Here is a 22,356-nt window from a genome sequence, read left to right on the forward strand (position 1 = left end):
ATGCGCGCTGCCTTGCCCGAGCGCACCCCTTTGGTAGGGACGACGCGAGCGAGGATGCACGAGTCCGCAACCGCGAGCACGGCGCAGCGCTTTCCCTGGCACGCTTACCTGGTGCTGATCCGCCCGAGCCGCATCGCCCGCGCGCTCGACGCGATCCGTGCGAGCGGCATCGTCGACCCGGTGCCGAATCTGTTCCAGATCGAGCTCGGCGTGCTGCGCATGTGGCACCGGATCGTCTTTCGCTCCGAGACGATCGGCACGACGACCGAGTTCCCGGTGCGCGACGATCCCTGGGCCCGGCTCCTCGAGCGGCGCTGGCTCCGCTTTCCTTTTCTATTGTGGGAGGGCTCGGTGGTGCCGTGGGACCTCTCGGGTCTGCTGAGCGACCCCGAGCGGCTCATGACGCACCTGCTCGGCACGCACCACGACGGCCTGCAGTTCGTCTACGACATGCAGATCCTGACCGCGTACCCCGGCGCGCTCGAGGAGCTGCGCGACCGCGCGCGTGCGGTCGTCGAGCAGCACACGCGTCGCCACCGCCGGCTCAGGAACCTCTGCGTCTACGAGCGCTACCACGAGACGCTGCTCGAGGTGGTCGAGCGCGCGCTGCAGGAAGGGATCACGCTGCCGCCCGATGAGGCCAACGACCCCGACATCTCGTTCCTCGCCCACCTCCGCTGGTGCGCGATGCAGCCCGCAACGCCGCGCGAGGCGTGGCGCGCGTGGCGCGAAGGGCGCTTGACGTTCGCGCCGTGCCGCCTCCCGTCGCCGGCCGCGGCGTCGCAATGACCGCCGAAGAATTGCTCGGCGCCGACCGGCGCACGCTGCGCGAGCTGCTCGCGCGCGGCCACCGCGTCGAGCCCGACGCGCTCGCCGGCTGGCAGTACCGAGGCACGAGCCTCGGCCTGCCCGAATTCGTCGACCGCCTCGCGTGGAAGACGTTCGTCAAGGCGTTCCATCGCGACCCGGGCGCGCCCTTCGTGCGCGGCTGGAACGTGCGCATCCGCCAGACCGGCCTGCGCGGCCCGATCGAGCCGCTCGTCAAGAACGGCCGTCCGTTCAGCTTCGGGCACTTCCGCGTCGTCGAGCCGCGCGGCTACCGCATGCCGCACGGCGCGGACCGCGGCCTGCTGCTCGACTACGGCCTCGGCGGAAATGCTTCGTTTGACCCGGTACGCCTGCTGCGCGATCCGATCGTCGCGCTGAACGAAGGAAGCGCGGATCTGCTGCTCGGGTGGAGCTATCTGGATCTGGGCGTCGCGCAGGTGCCGACGCCGAGCTTCTTCACGCTCGAGCGCTACGCGCCGGTCGAGGAGCCGGCTCCGCCCGCTGCGCACGGGTGACGCGGCCCGACGTCCGGCGCTCAGCTTTGCTGGCGAGACCCGCCGGCGTCCGCGTCGAGCGCGGGGTGGTAGCGCACGGTACCGGAGACTCCGGCGAGCGTGCCGTCGCGAAGCTCGAGCGCCATGAAGACGTCGTCCGCGACGTCGTACTCGGAGCGTAGACCGAAGAGCGACGCGGGCCGGAAGCCGAAGCGCGGATAGTACGCCGCGTGCCCGAGCACGACGACCGCGGCGGCGCCGAGGCTGCGGCATTCCTCGAGCCCGGCGGTGACGAGCGCGCTGCCGATTCCCTGCCGCTGGCGCTCCGGCATCACGGCCAGCGGCGCGAGGCCCATCAGCAGCAGGTCCGGCCGCGACGCGAGCGTCACCGGCGAGATCAGGATGTGCCCGGCGATCTCCCCGCCGTCCTCCGCGACTTGCGAGACGATCGGACGCGCGCGCTCGCGTAGGCGGTCCACGATGTCGGCCTCGGCGCGCCGTCCGAAGGCGAGCTCGTTCACGCGGCGGATCGCCGCCACGTCGCGCGGGCTCTCGGGGCGGATCGTCATCGCGAGATCCTACGCTTCCGACATGGGGCGTTCGAGCCTCCGCGCAGCCGCGATGCGCCTTGCCGGGGCGTTCCTCGAAGGCAAGGCGTGAAGCGGACGGTCGGGAACGATCGAAGTCGCGCGCCGCGAAAAAGTGGCATTTTGACTGCCGAAAGTCAGTCAGGCTGCCGATGAGGTCGGTAGTGGCAGCTCAGGCCCCGGCTCGGCGCCGCCGAGGCGACTTGTGCGGAGGACGCATGACGACTTCGAACGACACGACGCTCGACGTGAGGCGGCCGTGCGCCGGCTCGCCGATGCGCTGGCTGCTGCTGCTCGCGCTCGTGGCCGCGTGCAGCAACGCGGACTCGTCGTCGGACGACGACATCCAGTGGAACCTGCTCGAGGAGGCGCACGAGATCGTCGACGCGAGCACGGTGATGACCGCGCCCGAGGAGCCGCTCGCGACCTACAAGAGCGCCGACGATCCCAACGCGCCGGGCGACACCGAGGTGCCCGACGACGTGTGGCCGGACTACGAGCCGCCGCAGCCGTACCTGAAGAACACGACCCGCAACCTGCAGTTCAACCAGTCGTCGTTCATCGCCTCGCCGGGCGAGCCGGACGGGGTCACGCGCTACGTGACGACGAGCGACGGCTACACCTGGGCCGCGATGTCGTCGGCGAAGAGCGCGATGTGGCCCTACCGACGCTCCGACTACACGGGGCTTCCTGCGGTGAACGCGTACTACGCCGGCAACCTGGTGACGACGCCGCTCGCGGGCGTGGTCAAGGTGACCGCCAACTTCAAGGGCCAGTACATGAAGTTCTGGGCCAACGAGGACGGCGTCCCGCCGGACACGCCGGGCGCCGTACCGCTCGACCTGTACTTTGTCGTTGACGAGTGGGGCAACGAGTACATCATGCACGCCTCGGGCGAGCTCGATCAGGACGAGGTCGGTGCGGCGTTCGATGCCGCCGTGTTGCCGCCCGGGTGGAAGAAGTCGATCCGCCAGCTCGACGAGGATCTGATCCTCCGGCCCGCGAAGGGCGCGGACGGCAGCTACCACTACCTGATCTTCCGCGACAGCGCGGACAACACCTACCATCAGATCGGCTGGTCTTCGGCGGGATCGCTCGCAGCGCAGGTCGAGGGCATGCCGATCTGGGGCGGCCTGTCGGACGACGTCCTCGCGGGCGACGGCGGCGGCGCGTGGGACGACGTGATCCATGGAGCGGCCGGCAACGACGTCCTCCTGCCCGGCCTCGGCAACGACGAGGTGTGGGGCGACGAGGGGAACGACGCGGTCGTGCTCCCCGGCGCGCGCGCCGACTACGCGCTGGCCTCGAACACGGACGATCTGAGCGAGGTCGTGCTCACGCGCCGCGACGAGACGAAGAAGCTCTACTTCGTCGAGGAGCTGCGCTTCGACGACGGTGCGGTGTCGGTGAAAGACTTCGTGGCCTCGGCGCGGTCCCATTGACGCCGCAGCGACGCTACGCTGGCCGGCATGCCGCCCGGCCTGTCGGGGACGCTCTACACGCTGGAGGAGCACTTCCTCTACGTAGGGCCGCTGCTGCGCTCCGAGCCGCACGCGCACCACGCCGGACAGATCATGTGGGTGCCGGACGGCATCGCGCTGCGGACGCGCGAGGAGCCGCCGCGGCAGGTGACGTTCGCGGTGATCCGGCCGGACGAGGTGCACGAGCACGGCGACGCGGCGCGCGCGGCGGTGCTGTGGATCGACGGCGAGGATCCGCGCTGGCGTGCGGTCGCGCCGCTGCCGGTCGCGCAGGCACAGGATGGGCAGGCGGGGGCCGCGTCGTCGTCGCTCACCGAGGACGGTGCGCCCGTGGATCGGCTCTCGCCGGACGCCGCCGAGGAGCTCGCGCGACGCTTGTCGCACGCGCTCGGACCAAACAGCACCCCGCGCCCCAGCGCGCCACGCCACCCCGCCGTGCGCCGCATGTGCGCGCTGCTCGACGCCGGCGCGACCACGCCGTCGCACGAGATATGCTTGACGAGTCTCGCGCGGCGCTCGGGCTTGTCCGAGCGTCGCCTGCGCGAGGTGTTCCTGCGCGAGACCGGGCTCACGCCGCGCGCGTACCTGCGCTGGCGGCGCCTGCGGCGTGCGGTCGAGCGCATCCGGCAGGGCGCCTCGCTCACCGCCGCCGCGGTCGACGCCGGCTTCGCGGACGGCGCGCACTTCAGCCGCGTCTTCCACGCGCAGTTCGGCATGGCGCCGCAGCGCGCCTTCGCGTCGCTGCACTTCGGCGGCGCGCCCGCGCGCGTGTGACGCTACGCGCCGCTACGCCGAGCGCCCGCAACGTAGCACCGGCGCTCGCTCAGCCGCGCGGCTCGCGCTCGTCGAGGTAGTCGATGAACCGATCCGGCGCCGGCTCGAGCCCGAGCATGCGCATCAGCACGCCGACGTTGCCGCGGTGGTACGTGCCGTGCTGCACGACGTACAGCAGCACGTCGGCGCGGGTCAGCACCCTCGTGGCGCCGTCGGTGAAGCGGACCGAGAGACGCTCGGCGAGCGCCGCGCGGTCCACGCCGAGCGCGTAGTCGACGAACCAGCGGTCGACGCGCGCCACCTCCTTGCTCAGCTCGGCGAACGTCGCGGTCTCCGGCAGGCGCGGGCTCGTGAAGCCGTGCTCCGTGCCAAGGAGATGCGCCTGAAAGATCCGGTCGACGGCATGGTAGTGCCCGATCACCTCGCGGATCAGCACGGCGTGGGGCTCCGCTTCGAGCTCGGGGCGCGCGAGCAGCGCTGCGAGGAGATGCTCGTCCGCCCAGAGCTTGTAGCGCAGCAGCGCGACGAACGGCGCGCGCGCGGCGTCGTCGAGATCCACGTCGTCGGCGCGATCGCGGCGGTCCGTCGAAGTCGGGACGTCGGCGACGGACGGCGGCGGAGGCGTCTGCCCGTCCGCCCACTCGCGCGTGCCGCTGCGCGGTGTCAAGAATAGAACCGAAGCCGTGTCCGAGCAGAGCTCACCGCGGTGCGCGCTGCCTTGCGGGATCAGCAGCACGTCGCCGGCCTTCGCTTCGAGCCGCTCCACCGCGCCATCCGGGGCGCGCAGCGTCATGGTGACGCGCCCCGACAGGACGAGCAGCAGCTCGTCGCCGTGATCGTGGCGCTCCCAGGTGCGCGGACGGGTCCGGTCGACGGCGAGCGCGCCCACGAGCAGCGGCACGTCGCTCGCGAGCTCGCCGAGGAAGATCGGGGCGTTCACCCGGGCGGTGGCGGCGAGGGCGTGCGCGGGGTCGAGCGTGCCGCCGGTGCGCCCGTCCGCGCGTTGCGTTGCCTGCGATGCGTTGGCGTCCATGCCGGCATCTTGCAGCGCGCCCGGCGGACGCGCTTGAACGCAACGGCGGAAATGCGCCGCGGCGACCCTCCGTCTCGGCTCGTGCCGCTCTCCGTCACGTTCGTTCTTGAACGCCCGCGCGAAGTGGGCCAAGGTCGCGCGCCGTCACGAACGATCCACCAACGTCGAAAGGTTCTCGCCGTGCACCAGACGAAGCTCAGAGCCGTTCTGAAGATCCTCCTGCTGCCGACCCTGCTCGCGCTCGTGAGCGCCTGCAGCGACAGCGACTCGTCCTCGAACCAGATCATCACCGCGGTGCTCGAAGGGCAGACGATCAGCGGGCAGGCGATCCCGTGCGTCACCGAGGCCGACGGCGTGCGCGTCTGCCAGGGCGACATGAACAACGGCCCAGGCGGCGCCGACCTGCGCTTCCGGAGCTTCGACGGCGTGCCGCTCGCGGTGTGGGTGACGCTGCCGCCCGTGCCCGTGTCGGGGCCGGACGGCGGCTACCCGCTGGTCGTGCAGAACCACGGCTGGGGCGCCCCGCCGAGCGGACCCAACGACGGGCAGTACGGCGGTCCGACCGCGACGCAGTGGGCGCAGGACGGCTACGCGGTCCTGCAGTTCGCGGCGCGCGGCTGGGGCAACTCGTGCGGCACCCCCGACTCGCGCGCGGTGAACCCCGACGCCTGCGCGAAGGGCTACATCCGGCTCGACGACTACCGCTACGAGGTGCGCGACGTTCAGCACGCGGTCGGGCTGCTGGTCGACGAGGGCATCGTCGATCCGGAGCGGATCGGCGCGACCGGCGAGTCGTACGGGGCCGGCGTGTCGCTCGCGCTCGCGACGCTGAAGAACCGCATCATGAATCCCGACGGCTCGTTCGCGCCGTGGACGTCGCCCGGCGGGACGCCGCTGTCGCTCGCTGCCGCCGCGCCGTTCGCCGGCTGGAGCGATCTCGGCTACTCGCTGCGCCCGAACGGACGCACGCGCACGGACGCGATCACGCCGATCGACGCCGACGTGGTGCCGCCGGGCGTGCAGAAGCAGTCGATCAACACGGGCCTGTTCGGCGTCGGCGCGCTCTTCGGCTACTACGCCGCGCCCGGCAGCGATCCGGACGCCGACGTCGTGAACTGGTTCGCGTACGTGTCGGCCGGCGAGCCGTACGACCCGGTCGAGGACGCGCGGATCACCGAGCACTTCACGCGCTTCCGCTCGCCGTACTACCTGCTCGCGGGCGCCTACGGCGCGGAGCAGGTCGAGCCGGCGCCGGTGCTGATCGCGAACGGCTTCACCGACGACATCTTCCCGGCGGACGAGGCCCTGCGCTACGCGAACCTCGCGCGCTCGCTCTACCCGTCGTATCCGATCGCGCTTCTTTTGTTCGACGTCGGCCACCCGCGCTCGAACAGCAAGGCTTCCGACGTGCTCCTGCTGCGCGAGCGGATCTACGAGTTCTTCGAGCACTATGTGAAGGGGACGGGACCGCAGCCGACGCTCGGCGTGACGGCGCTCACGCAGACCTGTCCGCCCAGCGAGCCGAGCGGCGGACCGTACGTCGCCGACACCTGGGAGGCGCTCCACCCGGGCGTGGTCGAGTACCGCTCGGCGGAGCCGCAGACGATCCTCTCGACCGGCGGCAACCCCGCGGTGGCGCAGGCCTTCGATCCGGTCGAGGGCGGGCTCGCGTGCACGACCGCACCCGGCGAGCCGGAGGGCGAGGGCGTCGCGACCTACGACCTGCCGACGGTCACCGGCGAAGGGTTCACGCTGCTCGGCTCGCCGACCGTGACCGCGGATCTGACCGTGACCGGCGAGTACGCGTACATCGCCGCGCGTCTCGTCGACGTGGATCCCGCGTCGAACACGAAGACGCTGATCGCGCGCGCGCTGTACCGCATCGACCCCGCCGCGCCGAACGGCCGCCAGACCTTCCAGCTGCACGCGAACGGCTGGCACTTCGCCGAGGGCCACGTGCCGCGGCTCGAGCTGCTCGGTCGCGACGCGCCGTACGCCCGGCCGTCGAACGGCACGTTCTCGATCGAGGTCTCGAACCTCGAGCTGCGGCTGCCGATCGTCGAGGCGCAGTAGCGCGTCGGGCCACGCGCGGCGGCGGGGCGTTGGTGCGCCGCCCCGCCGCCGCGCGTAAAAATCCCTATTGACGACGCCGGTCTGCTGGACGACTCGAAACGGGCGGCGGGAGAATGCCACGCCGCGGAAAGGAGAGTCCCAGTGATCGGAAGAGCATTCCTGGCAGCAACCCTCGTCGTCGCGCTCGCGACCCCGGCCGCGGCGGGCATGCTGGCAACGCCGGTGATGTTCCGCGGAACGAACACCGTCGGGTTCGCCTGTGAGGCGGTGAACGTCGGCAGCAAGCCGATCAAGTCGGTGACCGTGCGGATCGTCCCCTTCGTCGGCCCAGTGAACCCGGTGTCGATCTGCACGAACCTCAGCCCCGGCTCCGTGTGCTTCGTCAGCACCGTCGAACCCGCCTTCCAGAGCGGGCACTGCCGGATCGAGTTCACCGGCGGCAAGCAGAACGTCCGCGGCTCGATGTCGGTGGTCGGCAGCGGGAACAACGTCCTGGAGCAGATCCCCGCGCTGTGACCTACGCCGCGCTCCGCGCGGACACGCCGCGAGCTCCTCGGCGGCTCGCGGCCCCGGAAACGACGACGGCCGCGTGAGCGCCGAGGCTCACGCGGCCGTCGTCGTTCGTGCTCGCACCGTTCACGACGCGGTGCGAGCGGAGAAGACTACTCGTCGAAGAAGAACTCGCAGTAGTCGCAGCGCGGGAAGTCCGTGTCGCCGTCCTCGTAGCCGAAGCAGATCGTGTTCATCAGCGCGGGATCGACCGGCGTGGTGACGCAGCTGCCGTTCAGGCAGATCCCGTAGTCGACGAAGCACTCGCAGTCGGCGGCGTCCTCCGGGTCGATGCCGCTGCACGCCACGGGGCAGTACGTCGGCGAGCAATCGATCTCGTGGTCGAACGGGATCCAGCAGTCGAAGTCCTCGAAGCACGGGCAGTCGCACGCGCTGCCGTCGTACTTGCAGTCGCTCGTGCACTTCACCTCGCCCGTGCAGTCGAGATCGGACGCGCCGTAGAGGTCGTAGCAGGTGATGTCGTCGGGAGAGATGCCGGCCTCGCCATCGCACTCCTCGCCGAGCTCCTCGTCGACCACGCCGTTGCCGCAGAACGGCCCGTCCGGCGTCGGGGTCGGCGAGGCGCCCGGGGGCGGCGTCGGGCCGGGCGTGGCGGTCGGACCCGGCGTGCCCGTCGGACCCGGCGTGCCGCTCGGACCGGGCGTTCCCGTCGGGCTCGGGGAGCCGCTCGGACCAGGCGTCGCGGTGGGCACGGGCGTGCCGCTCGGCGTGACCGTCGGCGTCGGGCCGGCGGTCGGCTGCTTCGCGGAGATCACGAAGTTCTGCAGACCCGTCTGCCAGTCGACGATCACGTCGCTCGTCGCATCGGGGAAGCCGGGCAGACGGAACGACGCCGTGAGGTCGGAGATGAACTCGCCGGCCGGCACCGTGACGGTGAAGGTCCGGGTGTCGAACGGCTCGCCGTCGACGAGGAGCACCGCGGTGTGCTCGCCGTCGCCGAGCAGGTTCGCGTTGAACAGGACGCCGAAGCCGTTGTTGGCGTCGCCGCAGATGCCCTCGGTGTCGCGGCGCGACGTGCCGTAGGCCGGGAAGATGTGCTTGTCGCCGTCGATCACGATCTCGACGCTCTTCGCGTCACAGAGCCAGCCCGAGAACACGACCACGCCGCTCACGAAGGAGCCCGGGCCGGGGTTCTCGAAGACGCCGACCGTGGTCGCCGACGGCGACGCGGTGCTCGACGCCTTGCTCGTCGTCTGGGCGTCGTCGGGCGCGATGCTGAAGCTCTGCGTGCCCTCCTGCCAGACGAGCCGCACGACCTTGCCCGGCGGAAACGGCACCCGGTAGGACGCCTCGAGGCCGGTCGCGAAGGGCTCCGCGGTCGGCTTCGTCACCTTGAAGGTGTGCGTCGCGAACGGGACGCCGTTCGCCTTGGCGACGGCCGTGTGCTCGCCGTCGCCCAGCAGATTGAAGTTGAACAGCGCGCCGAAGCCGTTGTTCTTGTCGCCGCACACCGACTCGGTGTCGCTGCGCGACGTGCCGTACGCGGGGTAGACGACGTGCGCGCCGCCGTCGATCTCGATGACGACCGACTCGGCGTCGCACACCCAGCCGGAGAACATGCCGATGCCGCTCTGCGGGGTGCCGTCGCCGGGGTTCTCGAGGACGGCCTGCGCGTGCGCCGTCGACGCGAGCGCGAGCACGCCGAGGGCGACGACGAACGAGCCTGGGCGACACAGGCGAGGACGACAAGAGGTGGTTCGCATGATCGTGATCCCTTTCAAAGGCGCGTAGTTTGGTGGTCGTTGCCCATGGTGGTCAATGTGGATAATTGCCCCACTCCGCTCGTGCGGCGCTGCAAGAACTTCGCAGACGCGATGGAGGGGCTGCGCGGTGCGTCACGTCGCGAGCGGGCTCCGAGAGACCCTCAAGCACGAAATTGAATCGGCCTCGCGAGCGGCGAGCTCCCGCACGTCGCGACGGTGAGGCGGCGCCATCCGACGCGCCCGCGCTCCGTCACGCCGGCAGCCGCACCTCGAAGTAGCGGATCGCCGCGAGCTCGCGCGCCAGCTCGGCGCGGAAGTCGGGGTGCGCGATCGCGATCAGCGCCTCGCCGCGCTCGCGCAGCGTCATGCCGTGCAGGTTCACGGCGCCGTACTCGGTCGCGACCCAGTGGACGTGGCCGCGCGTCGTCACCACGCCGGCGCCGGGCTCGAGCGCCGCGACGATGCGCGACACCTTGCCGCCCGCCGCCGTCGACGGGAAGGCGAGGATCGGCTTGCCGCCGCGCGACAGCGCAGCACCACGCATGAAGTCCATCTGACCGCCGATGCCGGAGTAGATCCGGTGCCCGATCGAGTCGGCGCAGACCTGCCCCGTGAGGTCGACCTGCAGCGCCGAGTTGATCGCCACCACGCGGTCGTTCTTGCGGATCAGCGCGGTGTCGTTGGTGAGATCGCAGGTGAGGAACTCGATCTGCGGGTTGTCGTCGACGAAGTCGAAGAGACGCTTCGTTCCCGAGACGAAGCTCGTCACCGTGCGCTGCGGGAAGACCTTCTTCAGGCGATTCGTGACCACGCCGCCCTCGATGAGGTCGATCAGGCGGTCGGAGAACATCTCGGTGTGGACGCCGAGGTCGTGCTTGTCGTGCAGCCGGGTGAGGACCGCGTCGGGGATCGTCCCGATGCCCATCTGCAGCGTCGAGCCGTCCTCGATCAGCGCCGCGACCACCTCGCCGATGCGCGCCTCGACCGGACCCTCGGGCTCCGGCACGTGCTCGAGCAGCGGACGGTTGGTGTGCACGAAGGCCGTGACCCGCGAGAAGGGTACGACGCCGCTGCCGAGCGTGCGCGGCATCTGCTCGTTGATCTCGGCGAGGACGACGCGCGCCGCATCGACCGCGGCCTTGGCGGTGTCGACCGAGGTGCCGAGCGAGCACATGCCGTGCGCGTCGGGCGGCGAGAGCTGCACGAGCGCCGCGTCGAGCGGGATCCGCCCGGACGTGAAGAGCCACGGGATGTCGGAGAGGAATATCGGCACGAAGTCCGCGCGTCCCTCGGCGATCGGCTGACGCAGCGCGGGGCCGGTGAAGAGCGACACCGAGCGCAGCCGTCCCGCGACCTCGGGCCGCGCGAACGGCGCGTCGCCCGCCGTGTGGAGGTGGTAGAGGCGGACGTCTTCGAGGTCGCTGCGCTCGGCGAGCGCGGCGAGCAGCGGCGTCGGCGTCGCGCAGGCGCCGTGCACGAAGACGTTGGTGCCGCTGCGCACGAGCCGCACGACGTCCTCCGCGGACGACGCACGGCTCCGCCATTCTGCTGCCGATGGGGCTGCCATGGCCCGGGGTTAGCCGGCCGCATCCCGCGGCTGCAAGTCGCGGCGTGTCCGACGCCCGCAGGCGCGGCTTGCGCTGCACGCCGCGCGCGATCGGCTCAGCGCTCGCTCGCGTGGCAGCCCGTGCAGATCTTGTCGCCCTCCATCCAGGTCTTCGGATCGTTGCTGGGGTCGTCGTCGAGGTAGAGGGCGGCGCGCGCGTCGGCCTGCGCGATGCGCTCGTCGAGCAGCTCGCGCAGCGTCCAGGTGTCGGAGTTCGGTGCCGAGCGTGCGCTCGCGTAGAGCGCGCGCGCCCGCCGAGCGTCGCCTTGCTTGACGGCGATGTCGCCGAAGGTCAGCAGGATGCCCTCCCAGACGTGCGCGACCACCCCCAGGTTGTTGCACATGCGCCGCGCGCTCGGCTGCGTGCCTTCAGGATGGACGAAGCCGAGGCCGTCCTCGCCGCTCGCGACGAGCCCGCAGCCCTCGATCGTCGCCTCCATCGCCGCGACGGCGTCGGCGAACGCCGGGTGCGAGCGAGGCAGCGCGCCGAGCGTGATCGCGCGCACGCCGTTCACGTACACCGGATGCAGCGGAACGGCGTCCGCGAGGACCGCGCGCCCGTACTCGACGCGCGATTCGTCGCCGACGTAGCTCCCGACCGTGACCTGCGCGACGCCGAGAAACGCTGCGGCGTGCTCGCTCTGCGGCCGCAGGGCGCGCGCGGTCTCGAGATGCTCGAGCATCGCCTGCGCTTCGTGCGCCATCTCGACGAGGTCGGGCTGCGGCGCCCCGCGCAGCTGCGTGAGGCGCCAGAGCCGCATGGTTCCGGCGTAGAACGCGCTCACGCCGTCCTGCGGGTCGCGGGCGACCGCGTCGTCGAGCGCCGCGATCACCGCGGGGAGCGCGTCGACGTCCGCGCGGACGAGCGCCGCGTACGCGTCCGCGACGGGATTGCCGCTCGGCGGCGTGGGCGGCTCGGGGTCTCCGTTTCCGCCGGGGCCGGAGGCCGTGCCGCCGCCGTCGCCGCACGCGCACAGCGCGGCGCACGCGAGCAGCACGTAGGCGGCGCGTCGCAGGCGTCGGAGGACCGAGTGGCGGCGGGTGAGCGGGGTCGTCGTACGCATTGGGAGCAGGGCGTGAACCACGAGATGTGAGCCTCCTCGCGCGGCGCGCGGCCCGCCGCGCGGACGCCTTAGTCCGGATCGCGGCCGCAGGGAAGCGGAGCCGTCGCGGCCGTCTCCGATCTCGAAGAGCGCCGGGGCGCGTGGCGCTGCGTTCAAGATGGGCAGCTCCGACCCGATCGTCCCTCTGAACGGCGTTCAGGCGAATTGAACGCCCCTCTCGCAGAACGACGGGCGCGAGCACGGCTCGGGCCCACGCGACAGGGAGCACGCCATGAACGCACGCAATCGGATTCGTCGCCAGGCCGGATTCACCCTCATCGAGCTGACCGCGTTGATCGCGATCGTCGCGGTCCTCGTCGGCACGCTGCTGCCCGCGGTGCAGCGGCTCGAGACCACGGCCACCGCCATGAAGCGCAACCCGAAGCTCGCCGACCTCGCGGGCGAGATCCTCGCCCTGCAGGACGAGGCGCGAAGCGGCGCGCAGACCTTCTTCCTCGACCTCGGCGCCGCCGCGGCCGACACGGACGATCCCCGGGCGATCGCCTCGCTCGACGCCCTCGAGCCCTTCTGCGACGCCGACGTGAGGCTCGCCAGCCTGCGCAAGGAGGTCGACCGCCGCGGCGCCGCGTCGAGCCTGCCGAAGGCGCAGCGCAAGCACCTGGCCGAGGTCAGCGGCGCGATCGACGACCTGCTGCCTGCCGTGCAGCGTCTCGGCGACCTGGTACGAGCCAGCGCCCACAGCCCGTGCGCTCGCTGAGCGCCCTCACCACCGAGCGACCTCCCTCACGCCGAGCCCCTCTTCAAGGAGACGCACGATGAACCTCACGACCAAGCTCAAGACCGCAACCGCCATCCTCGTGCTCGCCGTCTCGGTGGGCAGCGTCGCGGTCGGCACCGCGCACGGCGCGACCGACCGTGAGAAGCACCAGCAGCGCGGCGCCAAGTTCGCAGTGCCGCCTGGCTCCACGAAGCTGCGCGCGATGTGCATCTGTAAGGACGGCTCGTCGCGCCACGGCGCGCTCGGCAACCTCCGCCAGTTCCTTCACAACGACCTGGTGTACGTGTCCTGCAGCGTGCCGACGTTCACGGCGGCGGGCCAGACGAACGGCTCGTACGCCTGCTCGACCTTCGAGCCGCTCGTGAAGTGACGCGAGCGGCCGCGGCTCGCGAGGCGGCTGGTCTCGGCGCCGCACGGTGATAAGGGTGGCCGGGTGAGCCGCGTCACGATCCGGCCGCTGCGCGACACCGACCTCGACGAGGCGGATCGCATCTTTCGCCTCGCGTTCGGCACGTACGTCGGCCTCCCCGATCCGATGGAGTTCGCGGGCGAGGCCGACTACGTGCGTACGCGCTTTGCGACCGCTCCCGAGGCGGCGATCGCGGCGGAGCTCGACGGCGAGCTGGTCGGCTCGAACTTCGCGCTGCGGCGCGGCAGCCTCGCGTACTTCGGTCCGCTGACGGTGCGGCCGGAGCTGCAGAACCAGGGCATCGCCCAGCAGCTTCTCGCCGCGACCATGGACGTCTTCGCTCGCTGGGGCGTCGAGCACGCGGGGCTGTTCACCTTCCCGCACAGCGCGAAGCACGTCGCGCTCTACCAGAAGTTCGGCTTCTGGCCGGGGCACCTGATGGCGATCATGGCGGCGCCGGTGACGCACGAGGCGGTGCACGGCGCGCCGCTCGCCGGCACGGCGCTGCTCTCGGAGCTCGCCGCGCCCGAGCAGGAAGCGGCGCTCGCAGGCTGCTGCGCGATCGCGGACGCGCTGCTGCCGGGCCTCGACCCGAGCGACGAGATCGCGGCGATTGCGCGCCTCGGGCTCGGCGACACCGTGCTGGTCCTCGACGGCGACGACGTGCAGGCGTTCGCGTTCTGCCACTGCGGACCCGGCACGGAAGCGGGCGCCGACGCGTGCTTCGCCAAGCACGCGATGGTGCGTCCGGGCGCGGGCGAGGCGACGCTCGGACGGCTGCTCGACGGCTGCGCGGCGCTCGCCGCCAGGCGCTCGCTCGGAACGCTCACCGCGGGGGTGAGCACCGCGAACCGCGCAGCGTACCGTCATCTGATCGGGCGCGGCTTCCGCACGCAGCTGCACGGCGTCGAGATGCACCGGCCAGAAGGCCCGGCGTACCACGTGCCCGAGGCGCTCGTGCTCGACGACTGGCGCTGAACGAGGAGGGGAGCCGCAGATGACGCACGACCCGAGTCCCGCAGGTCTGTTCGAGGAGTTCTTCGCCTTCTTGCGCACCGGCGTGCTGAAGGCGGCGCTCGAGCTCGACCTCTTCACGCGCCTCGCGGACGGTCCGAGGACCGCCGAGCAGCTCGCCGCGGCAACCGCGAGCGATCCACGCGGGGTGCGCATCGTGCTCGACTCGCTGTGCGTCTTCGGGCTGCTCGAGAAGAACGCGAGCGGCGCCTACGCGCTGCGTCCGCTCGCGCAGATGATGCTCGTGCGCAGCTCGCCCGCGTACGCCGGCGGCTTCATGCGGATCACCGCGAACCGCCGGCTGTGGGACGCGGCGGGAGATCTCGCGTCGATCGTGCGCACCGGCGAGCCGCCGGAGGCGATGGTCGAGACGCCGGGGCACGAGTTCTGGGTCGAGTTCGCGGAAGCGTCGGAGCAGATGTCGACCATGGGCGCGGGGCTCGTCGCGGAGCTGCTCGAGCTCGATCGGGATGCGTCGCTCGAGGTGCTCGACGTCGCGTGTGGATCGGGCGTCTACGGCTTCGCGGTGCTCGACAAGGTCCCCGGCGCGCGCTTGACGTCGCTCGACTGGCCGAACGTGCTCGAGCGCGCGCGCCGGATCGCGGAGAAGCGCGGGCTCGCGGATCGCGTCACCTGGCTCGGCGGCAGCGCCTTCGACGCGCCGCTCCCCGAGGGCAAGTTCGACCTCGTGCTGGCGAGCCACTTCTACCACCACTTCTCGCCCGAGCAGAACGTCGAGCTCTCGCGTCGGCTGCTCGCGACGCTCAAGCCCGGTGGCACGCTCGCGATCCAGGACTGGGTCGTCGACGACGACCGCACGGGGCCGCCGCAGGCGGTGCTGTTCGCCGTCGTCATGCTGGCGTCGACGCGCTCGGGCGACGTCTATACGCTCGGCGAGTACCGCCGCATGCTCGAGAGCGCGGGCTTCGCCGACGTCGCCGCGCGCGAGGTGCCGATGATCGGCGCGCAGCTCGTGCTCGCCCGCCGTCCGACCTGAGCTCCGCAGCGTCCCCGTCCTCCTGACTAAGGTAGGAGGGCGCACACGCCGACATCGCCCGACGGAGGAGAAGGCGATGGCGATGAAGCGGCGTGACCAGCGACGACGTCGGGCATCGGCGGTCGACAGCAGCGGCAGCGGCGGCATGACGCGGCGCGAGTTCCTCGCCGCGGGCGCCGGCGCCGGGCTCATTGCGGCGCGCCCCAGGCTGCCGATCATCCGCCCGCGCAGCGATCGACCGCGCAACATCCTCGTCCTGATGACCGACCAGGAGCGCTACCCGACGCACTGGCCGGCGGGATGGGCGGAGCAGAACCTGCCCGCGATGGCGCGCATCAAGCGCAACGGGCTCACGTTCAACCGCGCTTACACGGCGGCGGCGGAGTGCTCGCCGAGTCGCGCCGTCATGCTGACCGGCCAGCACGCGAACGTGAACCAGGTCGCGATCACGCTGAAGCCGCCCGGCTTGCCGACCAAGAACCAGCTCGTGAACGTCGCCTCGCTGCTGCAGCAGCACACGGACTACATCGTCTCGTGGAAGGGCAAGTGGCACCTGAGCTTCTCGCTGCAGGGCAACGAGAGCTGGACCGAGGCCGACATCGCCGGGATGGCGGATCGCTTCGGACCGCTCTTCTGGAATCCGCCCGACGCCGGCACCTCGGCGGGCGGCGAGCGCATCGAGACCCTGGGTGGCGGGATCCCGAACAACGACGGCCGCTACGTCATGGGTCCCGACGTGGACGATCCCGGCCAGACGCCGGGCTTCGGTCAGAGCGTGCTCGAGTTCCTCGCCGAGATCGGCAGCACGCCGCGCGCGAAGCGGCGGCCGTTCTGCCTCTTCGTCTCGCTCGTGAACCCGCACGACGTGGGCTACTTCCCGAACGGCTGGGAGGAGGGCGGCTACCGGCTCGAGGACTTCGCGAACCTCGGCATCCCGCTCCCCGGCAACGCGAACGACGATCTGCTGACGAAGCCGAGCGTGCAGCTCCGCTTCCGCAACTCCTACGACGCGGTCGCGCCGCTCGACGGGCCGACGCAGTGGAGCAACTACGTCAACTTCTACGCCTACCTGCACACGGTGGTCGATCAGCACATCGGACGTGTGCTTGACGCGCTCGACGAGTGGGATCTCACCGACGACACGATCGTCCTGCGCCTCGCCGACCACGGCGAGATGGGCCTGTCCCACGGGCTCCGGCAGAAGAGCTACAACGCGTACGAGGAGACGATCCACGTCCCGCTGATCGTCTACAACCCGCGTCTCTACCCGACGCCGCTCGAGACCGACGCGTTCTACTGCCACCTCGACCTGATGCCGACGATCGCCGAGCTCGCCGGCATCCGCGGCGTCCCGGTCGGGCGCGGCGTCAGCATGGTGCCGGTGCTGAACCACCCGGACTTCGCGGTGCAGGACGGGATCCTGTTCACCTTCGACGACGTCTTCAACCTGTCCCCCGACGTCCCGGGCGGGCACATCCGCGCGCTGCGCACCGGCGACTGGACCTACGCCGTCTACTTCGATCTCGTCGGCGGGGCGTTCGAGTACGAGCTCTACGATCTCGCGAGCGATCCGGGTCAGCTCCACAACCTGGTCTTCGGCGATCCGCCGCCCGACGTGCGCAACGAGTGGAACTACCTGCACGCGCGGCTCACGGAGAAGATGCTCGAGGCGGACGCGATGCCGGAGGGCGTGATCTGGCCGGAGCGTCCGGCGGGCTGATGCTCGACGGCGACGTGCGCGTGGCGGTGTCGCGCGCGGCGCGGCAGGAGTGGTCTCGCGGCTAGGCCGCGGCGTTCCTCGACGCGGCAGCGCGCGGTGCGCTAGGCCGCGGCGTCCGTCGACATCGCGGCGCGCGCGCCGCCGATGCTCGCGCCGACGCCCGGTGCCGCGATCAGCCGCGCGGTGAAGTGGAAGCGGCTGCCCTCGCCGAGCTTGCTCTCGACCCAGATCTGGCCGCCCATCAGGCGCACGAGGCGCGCGCAGATCGCGAGCCCGAGGCCCGCGCCGTCGGTGCGCATGGTGCGCGCGGCGTCGCCCTGCACGAAGGCGTCGAAGATCTCGTGCTGCTGCGACGGCGCGATGCCGACGCCGGTGTCGGTGACGCAGAAGTGGAGCTGCCGGTGCGCGCCGCGGCCGCTGTTCGCGCGCCGCACGTCGACGTGCACCGAGCCCTCCGGCGTGAACTTGATGCCGTTCGCGACCAGGTTGACGAGCACCTGATTGAGGCGCTCGGCGTCGCCCTCGAGCACGTCGGGGACGTCCTCGGCGACCGTCCACGACAGATCGAGCCCCTTGTCCTGCGCGAGCCAGCCGAGCGGCTCGAGCGCGTCCTCGAGCCAGCGCCGCAGCGCGAACGGACGCGAGGTGAGGCGCAGCTTGCCGGCGTCGATCTTGGCGAAGTCGAGGATGTCGTTGACCAGCGTGAGCAGGGTGTTCGCGGCGCCGCGCGTGCGCTGCAGGTAGCTGCGCTGCTCCGGCGTGAGCTCCGACTCGAGCGCCATGTCCGTCATCCCGAAGATGACGTTCATCGGCGTGCGGATCTCGTGGCTCATGGTGGCGAGGAACTCGGTCTTGGCGCGGCTCGCGACCTCGGCGAGCTCCTTCGCCTGCGCGAGCTTGACCTCGCGCTCGCGCAGCTCCTGCGTCAGCAAGAAGTCCGAGCGCAGGTAGCGCTCGGTCAGCTCGGCGCCGAGGATGCCGACGCCGACGAGGACCAGCGGGTAGATCACGAGGACGTCGATCGGGCCGCTGACCTGGACCCCACCCGTCACGCCGAGCACCGTGCCCTTCACGAACAGCGACGCGATGTACGTCGCGACCGGACCGAGGCATGCCCACGCCTGCGCGCGCCAGCCCCAGGGTAGGACCACGCACGCGGTCGAGCAGATCCCGATCACGATCAGCAGCGAGCGCTCTGCCGACGCGCCGGTCGACCAGTGGTAGAAGTTCGACGCGATCCCCGCGAGGTTCACGCCGAGCACCGCGATCAGGATCGAGAGGTTGACGTTGCGGCGCACCGTCGCGAGCAACGCGCCCGCGATCATGACGAAGACGAAATCGGTCGCGAGCAGCGTCAAGCGTCGATCGGGGAAGTGGATCCACTCGAGCGCCGCGCCGGCGAAGCCGCACGCGAGCAGGATGCCGACGGCGAGCGGCAACCGCTCCGCGACGCGACGCCGTGCTTGGTCCCGGAACGCAGATTCGAAGGGTCCAAGGGTGACGGCGTCCTCGGGTGGCAGCATGGTGCGACACCTATAGGCTTACGTCCGATCGCTACGCAACAAAATTTCACTTGAGAGGATGATCTTCGGCGGCGTCCGGTCGGATGGATGCTTTCACCCTCGTCGCGGACCGTTAAGATGAAGCTTCTGGCCCGGGGCCGGGGAAGGGAAGCGATGAAAGAATGAGCACCGCCAGGATCGGAGACGTCGAGCTCTACTACGAGGAGCACGGAAGCGGCGACCCGCTGCTCCTGATCATGGGGCTCGCGGCCGACTCGCAGGCCTGGATGTTCCAGATCCCCGACTTTGCGCAGCGCTACCGCACCATCGCATTCGACAACCGCGGCGTCGGCCGCAGCTCCAAGCCGCCCGGACCCTACACCATCCACGGCATGGCCGACGATGCGGCGGGCCTGCTCGACTTCCTGAGGATCCCGCGTGCGCACGTGGTCGGCGTGTCGATGGGCGGCATGATCGCGCAGGAGCTCGCGCTGCGACATCCCGAGAAGGTGCGCGGGCTGGTGCTCGCCTGCACGTACCCCGAGCCCGACAGCGACGTCGAGGAGCGCCGCCGCTTCACGCTGCACCAGTTCGGCGGCACGCTCGACGAGTCGGGCACGATGAAGGTCGACGTCTCGACCATCAACCCGATGCTGTTCCTGCAGCAGCTCCTGCCCGCCGTCTTCAACCAGGAGTTCATCGAGCGCGAGCTGGCGAAGCTCATGCAGATCTTCGGCGGCGCGCTGCAGTGGGGCTTCTCGATGGAGGCGATCCTCGGTCAGGTGTCGGCGGTGATGAGCCACCGCACGACCGACCGCCTGAGGAACATCAAGAGCCCGACGCTGGTCATCACCGGCGACGCCGACCGCCTGGTGCCGCCCGCGAACTCCGACATCCTGGCGCGCGAGATCCCGGGCGCGAAGCTGGTCAAGATCCCGGGCGGCAGCCACGGCTTCAACTTCGAGACGCCGGAGATCTTCAACCGCGAGGTGCTGGCGTTCCTCGAGACCGTTCCTTGACGGCGTCGCGCTCGTCGAGCGGGACGGCGTCGCGCTCGTAGACCGGCTCGACGCTCGGCTCGACCGCGAGCGGCACGAGCGCGGTCCTCCTCGGGCTCTCTCGCGAGAACGTCATGGTGCGGTCGGCATGCTGGATCGTCGCGAGCCGCGCGACGCGCTCACCGCTCGCGCTGCGTGCCTGTGGACAACCCGTGCCGGCCATCGTTGCACAGGTTCGCGACCAGGCTCAGCAGCGCGCCGAAGTCGCCGCCCTTCTCGAGCGTGCCCGCGACGCGCAAGGTCTCGAGCCCGCGCTGCGCGTGCCCCGCCGAGTAGATCACGGTCGGGATGTCGCGCAGCTCGGGGTCGTCCATCTGCGCACGACGGAACGCCCAGCCGTCCATCCCCGGCATCGCGAGGTCGAGGATGATGAGACCGGGGTGGAGGCCGTCGTGCAGGCACCGCAGCGCCTCCACACCATCCCGGGCCGTCGCCACCTCGTAACCCTCGTTCTCGAGCAGCAGGCTGAGGATCTCGAGGATCTCGGCGTTGTCGTCGACCAGGAGAATCGATGGCCGTGACGACATCAGGGTTCCTTTGCGTCAGCGCAGAAGCTCGATCAATAGGGTTTGCAAGAAATTGAACGAGGGTCGCTGGGCGCGACGTCAAGTATGTCGACCACGCGCGATTGCTGCTTGCGGAGAGCGAACACGACGCTGTACCGCCGAGGCATGGCCCGAAGCGGCGGCTCGCACGTCCGATGGCATCTCGCGCTCGCGGTGGTCACGGCGCTCGGCGCGCTCGCCGTCGAGTCTGCGATGGCGGCGGGTCTCGAAGGACGCGAGCACGATCCGGTCGTCGTTCCGCTCGCGCGCCTCGACGGGCTCCACGTCGGCGACGGCTCGCTGCTGAGCCTACAGCGCGTCGAGCAGGGGCGACTCGTCCCGATCCCGTTCCAGCTCGATCCGCGCGATGCCGACGGTGAGCCGATCGTCGACGCGCCGCTCGATGCGCCGCTCGACGCCAACGACGAGCTCGTCTTCATGGCGCGCGACGCGGGCGAGCGCGCGACCCCGGAGCTCCTTCCCGCGAGCTGCACCGCCGCGCTCGAGATCGAGCTGCGCGATCCGCGTCGCGACGCGCGCGCCTGGGCCTATCTGCTCGCGCACTCCGAGCCGCCCGAGCCCCTGCCGTATGCGCCGTACGTGGTCTACGACTGGACCTCGCGCCAGGCGCGCTCGGACGCGTACCACGTCGACTACGCCGACGGTCGCAACTACTTCACCGGCCTGCGCGTCCTCGAGGTGGCCGGCGGCAACCGCGTCAACCTGCTGCGCCAGTCGCGGATGCGCGGCAGCCCGACGTTCTCGCTGCTGCTGACCGACTTGACGCTCGACTTCACCGAGCAGAGCACGCTGGTCGAGATCGAGGGCGTACGCGCCGGACCGGTGCGCGTCGTGCGACGCGTGCGCCTCTCGGTCGAGCTCGGACCGCTCTTCCCCGAGCTGCCGAACGGCGTCGCGACCACGTACCACTACCGCACGTCGTACTTGACGGCTTCGAGCATCCGCATCCCGTGGATCATGCTGCAGGCGCTGCGCGACTTCCGCTTCGAGAACGTGCTCGACTTCCAGCCCGAGACGCTGCCGATGCGCTACTTCGATCCCTGGTACCCCGATGGGATCGAGATCGCGCCGCACAACCGGCTGATCGTCGCGACGACCGAGGATCGCCCGTGGTGGGTGCACAGCAGCAGCGCAGGCACCGTGCTGCACTCGCTCGGCATCCCGCGCGTGTGGCGCGAGTGGGGCATCGTGCGCGGCACCGTCGTGCGCTCGGGCGTGCGCGGCGACGAAGCGGACGCGAAGGCCGAGGACGAAGACCAGCGCGTCGCCGACGCAGACGCCGACGCGAGCTCGAGCGAAGGCGCTTTCGCCGCGGGTTTCACCCTGCGCAACATGACGAGCCTGCGCGAGGGCGGCGCGTACGACATCAGCATGGCGAGCGTCGTCCTGCCGGGTCCGTACCAGCCGGGCGACGAGGCGCCGGCGATCGCGATGCTCGACGAGCCGCTCGCGGTCGAGGTGCGCCGCCTGCGCTGACGCCGACGAGCCTCGCTGCCGCGCGCGCAGCGAGTCCGGGTGGTCGTCGCTGCGCCCGAGCGCGGTCGCTACTGGCTCGGCGCCGCGAGGCCGCGGTTCACGCGCCCGTAGGCACGGATCGTGTCGAGCAGCAGGTTCGCGACCATGGCGACCGTCTTCTCGCGCGGCGATGCGTCCGGTGCGATCGGCACGATGCCGCGCACGCCACGGCGCGTGCCGAGCTTGCCGCGCGTCTTGCGCAGGTTGGGCGCCGCGGTGAGGCAGACGGCGAGGAAGCGATCGTCGTCGAGCAGATCGATGGGCTCCGTGTTGGGCAGTCCGGCGGCGGTGAGCACGACGCGCAGCACGCGGACGCAGGCCTCGCGGGCGGCGGCGAGCTTGTCCTCCTCGGTGTCGAGGCCGCCGTCTCCGGCGCCGACGTCATCGTCATCGGCCTCGTAGAGGGCGCCGAACAGGCCCGTGAGCTGGCGCGCGAGGACGACGACGTCGCCGAGCTCGCTGCCGGTATCGGGTGGGAACGTCGACATGGCGTTTCACCTGGCGGCGATGCCGGACGATCGGCGCGGCCCGGTCGAGCCAGACGCCGCGCAGCACCGCGAGCCTGTCCTTCCTCATATACGATC

Annotated in this window: 21 protein-coding genes; 13 read left to right on the plus strand and 8 right to left on the minus strand. The window is 71.0% G+C overall.

What is annotated here, in order from left to right; all coding sequences use genetic code 11:
- Positions 1 to 54: 54 nt before the first annotated feature.
- Together VIS07_22695 and VIS07_22700 are read left to right on the plus strand one after the other, a co-directional pair.
- On the plus strand, positions 55 to 789 hold the full coding sequence (locus VIS07_22695) for a hypothetical protein (protein HEY8518332.1): 735 nt from the start codon (positions 55 to 57) through the stop codon (positions 787 to 789).
- On the plus strand, positions 786 to 1,343 hold the full coding sequence (locus VIS07_22700; GenBank protein HEY8518333.1) for a hypothetical protein: 558 nt from the start codon (positions 786 to 788) through the stop codon (positions 1,341 to 1,343). The genes VIS07_22695 and VIS07_22700 overlap by 4 nt, the downstream gene beginning before the upstream one ends.
- A 20-nt stretch (positions 1,344 to 1,363) precedes the next feature.
- Here the strand turns inward: VIS07_22700 and VIS07_22705 are convergent, their stop codons facing one another.
- Entirely contained in the window at positions 1,364 to 1,891 is a 528-nt protein-coding gene (locus VIS07_22705; protein HEY8518334.1) for an N-acetyltransferase, read from the minus strand.
- Positions 1,892 to 2,127: 236 nt separating this feature from the next.
- Between VIS07_22705 and VIS07_22710 the strand changes: the two genes are divergently transcribed.
- Positions 2,128 to 3,351, plus strand: coding sequence for a hypothetical protein (locus VIS07_22710; protein HEY8518335.1), 1,224 nt, complete (start codon positions 2,128 to 2,130; stop codon positions 3,349 to 3,351).
- 27 nt (positions 3,352 to 3,378) lie between these two features.
- Positions 3,379 to 4,164, plus strand: coding sequence for an AraC family transcriptional regulator (locus tag VIS07_22715; protein ID HEY8518336.1), 786 nt, complete (start codon positions 3,379 to 3,381; stop codon positions 4,162 to 4,164).
- 49 nt (positions 4,165 to 4,213) lie between these two features.
- Here the strand turns inward: VIS07_22715 and VIS07_22720 are convergent, their stop codons facing one another.
- Positions 4,214 to 5,197, minus strand: a complete 984-nt coding sequence (locus VIS07_22720) for a DinB family protein (GenBank protein ID HEY8518337.1) — start codon at positions 5,195 to 5,197, stop codon at positions 4,214 to 4,216.
- Positions 5,198 to 5,377: 180 nt separating this feature from the next.
- Here VIS07_22720 and VIS07_22725 point away from each other — a divergent pair, with 180 nt between their 5' ends.
- A complete protein-coding gene (locus tag VIS07_22725) occupies positions 5,378 to 7,270 on the plus strand; it encodes a CocE/NonD family hydrolase (GenBank protein HEY8518338.1) in 1,893 nt (630 codons plus the stop codon).
- A gap of 141 nt (positions 7,271 to 7,411) precedes the next feature.
- Complete coding sequence (locus tag VIS07_22730) at positions 7,412 to 7,786, plus strand: hypothetical protein (GenBank protein ID HEY8518339.1); 375 nt, start codon at positions 7,412 to 7,414, stop codon at positions 7,784 to 7,786.
- A gap of 146 nt (positions 7,787 to 7,932) precedes the next feature.
- Here the strand turns inward: VIS07_22730 and VIS07_22735 are convergent, their stop codons facing one another.
- The 3 genes from VIS07_22735 to VIS07_22745 form a co-directional block, all read right to left on the minus strand.
- The gene (locus VIS07_22735) at positions 7,933 to 9,543 is read right to left on the minus strand and encodes a hypothetical protein (GenBank protein HEY8518340.1); all 1,611 of its coding nucleotides are present in this window, start codon (positions 9,541 to 9,543) and stop codon (positions 7,933 to 7,935) included.
- A gap of 250 nt (positions 9,544 to 9,793) precedes the next feature.
- A complete protein-coding gene (locus VIS07_22740) occupies positions 9,794 to 11,110 on the minus strand; it encodes an acetyl-CoA hydrolase/transferase C-terminal domain-containing protein (GenBank protein ID HEY8518341.1) in 1,317 nt (438 codons plus the stop codon).
- 95 nt (positions 11,111 to 11,205) lie between these two features.
- Positions 11,206 to 12,213 carry a hypothetical protein gene (locus VIS07_22745; GenBank protein HEY8518342.1) on the minus strand — a complete coding sequence of 336 codons (1,008 nt, stop codon included), beginning with the start codon at positions 12,211 to 12,213 and terminating at the stop codon, positions 11,206 to 11,208.
- A gap of 271 nt (positions 12,214 to 12,484) precedes the next feature.
- On the opposite strand from VIS07_22745, the gene VIS07_22750 reads away from it, so the two are divergent.
- The 5 genes from VIS07_22750 (at position 12,485) to VIS07_22770 (ending at position 17,131) form a co-directional block, all read left to right on the plus strand.
- Positions 12,485 to 12,970 (plus strand): type II secretion system protein, encoded by a 486-nt coding sequence (locus VIS07_22750; protein ID HEY8518343.1) that lies wholly within the window; start codon positions 12,485 to 12,487, stop codon positions 12,968 to 12,970.
- 58 nt (positions 12,971 to 13,028) lie between these two features.
- Positions 13,029 to 13,361: a hypothetical protein gene (locus tag VIS07_22755; protein ID HEY8518344.1), complete on the plus strand. Its 333-nt coding sequence runs from the start codon at positions 13,029 to 13,031 to the stop codon at positions 13,359 to 13,361.
- A gap of 63 nt (positions 13,362 to 13,424) precedes the next feature.
- Positions 13,425 to 14,378, plus strand: a complete 954-nt coding sequence (locus VIS07_22760; GenBank protein ID HEY8518345.1) for a GNAT family N-acetyltransferase — start codon at positions 13,425 to 13,427, stop codon at positions 14,376 to 14,378.
- 19 nt (positions 14,379 to 14,397) lie between these two features.
- Positions 14,398 to 15,411, plus strand: a complete 1,014-nt coding sequence (locus tag VIS07_22765; GenBank protein ID HEY8518346.1) for a methyltransferase — start codon at positions 14,398 to 14,400, stop codon at positions 15,409 to 15,411.
- A 76-nt stretch (positions 15,412 to 15,487) separates the two neighbouring features.
- Positions 15,488 to 17,131 (plus strand): sulfatase-like hydrolase/transferase, encoded by a 1,644-nt coding sequence (locus VIS07_22770; GenBank protein ID HEY8518347.1) that lies wholly within the window; start codon positions 15,488 to 15,490, stop codon positions 17,129 to 17,131.
- Between the two features lie 101 nt (positions 17,132 to 17,232).
- Here VIS07_22770 and VIS07_22775 read toward each other — a convergent pair whose 3' ends face one another.
- Complete coding sequence (locus VIS07_22775; GenBank protein ID HEY8518348.1) at positions 17,233 to 18,654, minus strand: ATP-binding protein; 1,422 nt, start codon at positions 18,652 to 18,654, stop codon at positions 17,233 to 17,235.
- Between the two features lie 161 nt (positions 18,655 to 18,815).
- On the opposite strand from VIS07_22775, the gene VIS07_22780 reads away from it, so the two are divergent.
- Positions 18,816 to 19,652, plus strand: a complete 837-nt coding sequence (locus VIS07_22780) for an alpha/beta hydrolase (protein HEY8518349.1) — start codon at positions 18,816 to 18,818, stop codon at positions 19,650 to 19,652.
- 158 nt (positions 19,653 to 19,810) lie between these two features.
- Here the strand turns inward: VIS07_22780 and VIS07_22785 are convergent, their stop codons facing one another.
- Positions 19,811 to 20,218, minus strand: coding sequence for a response regulator (locus VIS07_22785; GenBank protein HEY8518350.1), 408 nt, complete (start codon positions 20,216 to 20,218; stop codon positions 19,811 to 19,813).
- Positions 20,219 to 20,362: 144 nt separating this feature from the next.
- Between VIS07_22785 and VIS07_22790 the strand changes: the two genes are divergently transcribed.
- Positions 20,363 to 21,733, plus strand: a complete 1,371-nt coding sequence (locus tag VIS07_22790) for a hypothetical protein (protein HEY8518351.1) — start codon at positions 20,363 to 20,365, stop codon at positions 21,731 to 21,733.
- A 68-nt stretch (positions 21,734 to 21,801) separates the two neighbouring features.
- Here VIS07_22790 and VIS07_22795 read toward each other — a convergent pair whose 3' ends face one another.
- Complete coding sequence (locus VIS07_22795; protein ID HEY8518352.1) at positions 21,802 to 22,260, minus strand: hypothetical protein; 459 nt, start codon at positions 22,258 to 22,260, stop codon at positions 21,802 to 21,804.
- Between the last annotated feature and the right edge of the window lie 96 nt (positions 22,261 to 22,356).

The organism is Candidatus Binatia bacterium (assembly GCA_036563615.1).
GTDB lineage: Bacteria > Desulfobacterota > Binatia > UBA12015 > UBA12015 > DATCMB01.

Excerpts from the sequence above, each read along its gene's own strand:
- VIS07_22720 (HEY8518337.1), bottom strand. The coding sequence starts at position 5,197 with ATGGACGCCAACGCATCGCAGGCAACGCAACGCGCGGACGGGCGCACC.
- VIS07_22750 (HEY8518343.1), top strand. The coding sequence starts at position 12,485 with ATGAACGCACGCAATCGGATTCGTCGCCAGGCCGGATTCACCCTCATC.
- VIS07_22770 (HEY8518347.1), top strand. The coding sequence starts at position 15,488 with ATGGCGATGAAGCGGCGTGACCAGCGACGACGTCGGGCATCGGCGGTC.
- VIS07_22790 (HEY8518351.1), top strand. The coding sequence starts at position 20,363 with ATGGCCCGAAGCGGCGGCTCGCACGTCCGATGGCATCTCGCGCTCGCG.
- VIS07_22715 (HEY8518336.1), top strand. The coding sequence starts at position 3,379 with ATGCCGCCCGGCCTGTCGGGGACGCTCTACACGCTGGAGGAGCACTTC.
- VIS07_22755 (HEY8518344.1), top strand. The coding sequence starts at position 13,029 with ATGAACCTCACGACCAAGCTCAAGACCGCAACCGCCATCCTCGTGCTC.
- VIS07_22765 (HEY8518346.1), top strand. The coding sequence starts at position 14,398 with ATGACGCACGACCCGAGTCCCGCAGGTCTGTTCGAGGAGTTCTTCGCC.
- VIS07_22705 (HEY8518334.1), bottom strand. The coding sequence starts at position 1,891 with ATGACGATCCGCCCCGAGAGCCCGCGCGACGTGGCGGCGATCCGCCGC.
- VIS07_22745 (HEY8518342.1), bottom strand. The coding sequence starts at position 12,213 with ATGCGTACGACGACCCCGCTCACCCGCCGCCACTCGGTCCTCCGACGC.
- VIS07_22710 (HEY8518335.1), top strand. The coding sequence starts at position 2,128 with ATGACGACTTCGAACGACACGACGCTCGACGTGAGGCGGCCGTGCGCC.
- VIS07_22695 (HEY8518332.1), top strand. The coding sequence starts at position 55 with ATGCACGAGTCCGCAACCGCGAGCACGGCGCAGCGCTTTCCCTGGCAC.
- VIS07_22775 (HEY8518348.1), bottom strand. The coding sequence starts at position 18,654 with ATGCTGCCACCCGAGGACGCCGTCACCCTTGGACCCTTCGAATCTGCG.
- VIS07_22735 (HEY8518340.1), bottom strand. The coding sequence starts at position 9,543 with ATGCGAACCACCTCTTGTCGTCCTCGCCTGTGTCGCCCAGGCTCGTTC.
- VIS07_22740 (HEY8518341.1), bottom strand. The coding sequence starts at position 11,110 with ATGGCAGCCCCATCGGCAGCAGAATGGCGGAGCCGTGCGTCGTCCGCG.
- VIS07_22795 (HEY8518352.1), bottom strand. The coding sequence starts at position 22,260 with ATGTCGACGTTCCCACCCGATACCGGCAGCGAGCTCGGCGACGTCGTC.
- VIS07_22780 (HEY8518349.1), top strand. The coding sequence starts at position 18,816 with ATGAGCACCGCCAGGATCGGAGACGTCGAGCTCTACTACGAGGAGCAC.
- VIS07_22785 (HEY8518350.1), bottom strand. The coding sequence starts at position 20,218 with ATGTCGTCACGGCCATCGATTCTCCTGGTCGACGACAACGCCGAGATC.
- VIS07_22700 (HEY8518333.1), top strand. The coding sequence starts at position 786 with ATGACCGCCGAAGAATTGCTCGGCGCCGACCGGCGCACGCTGCGCGAG.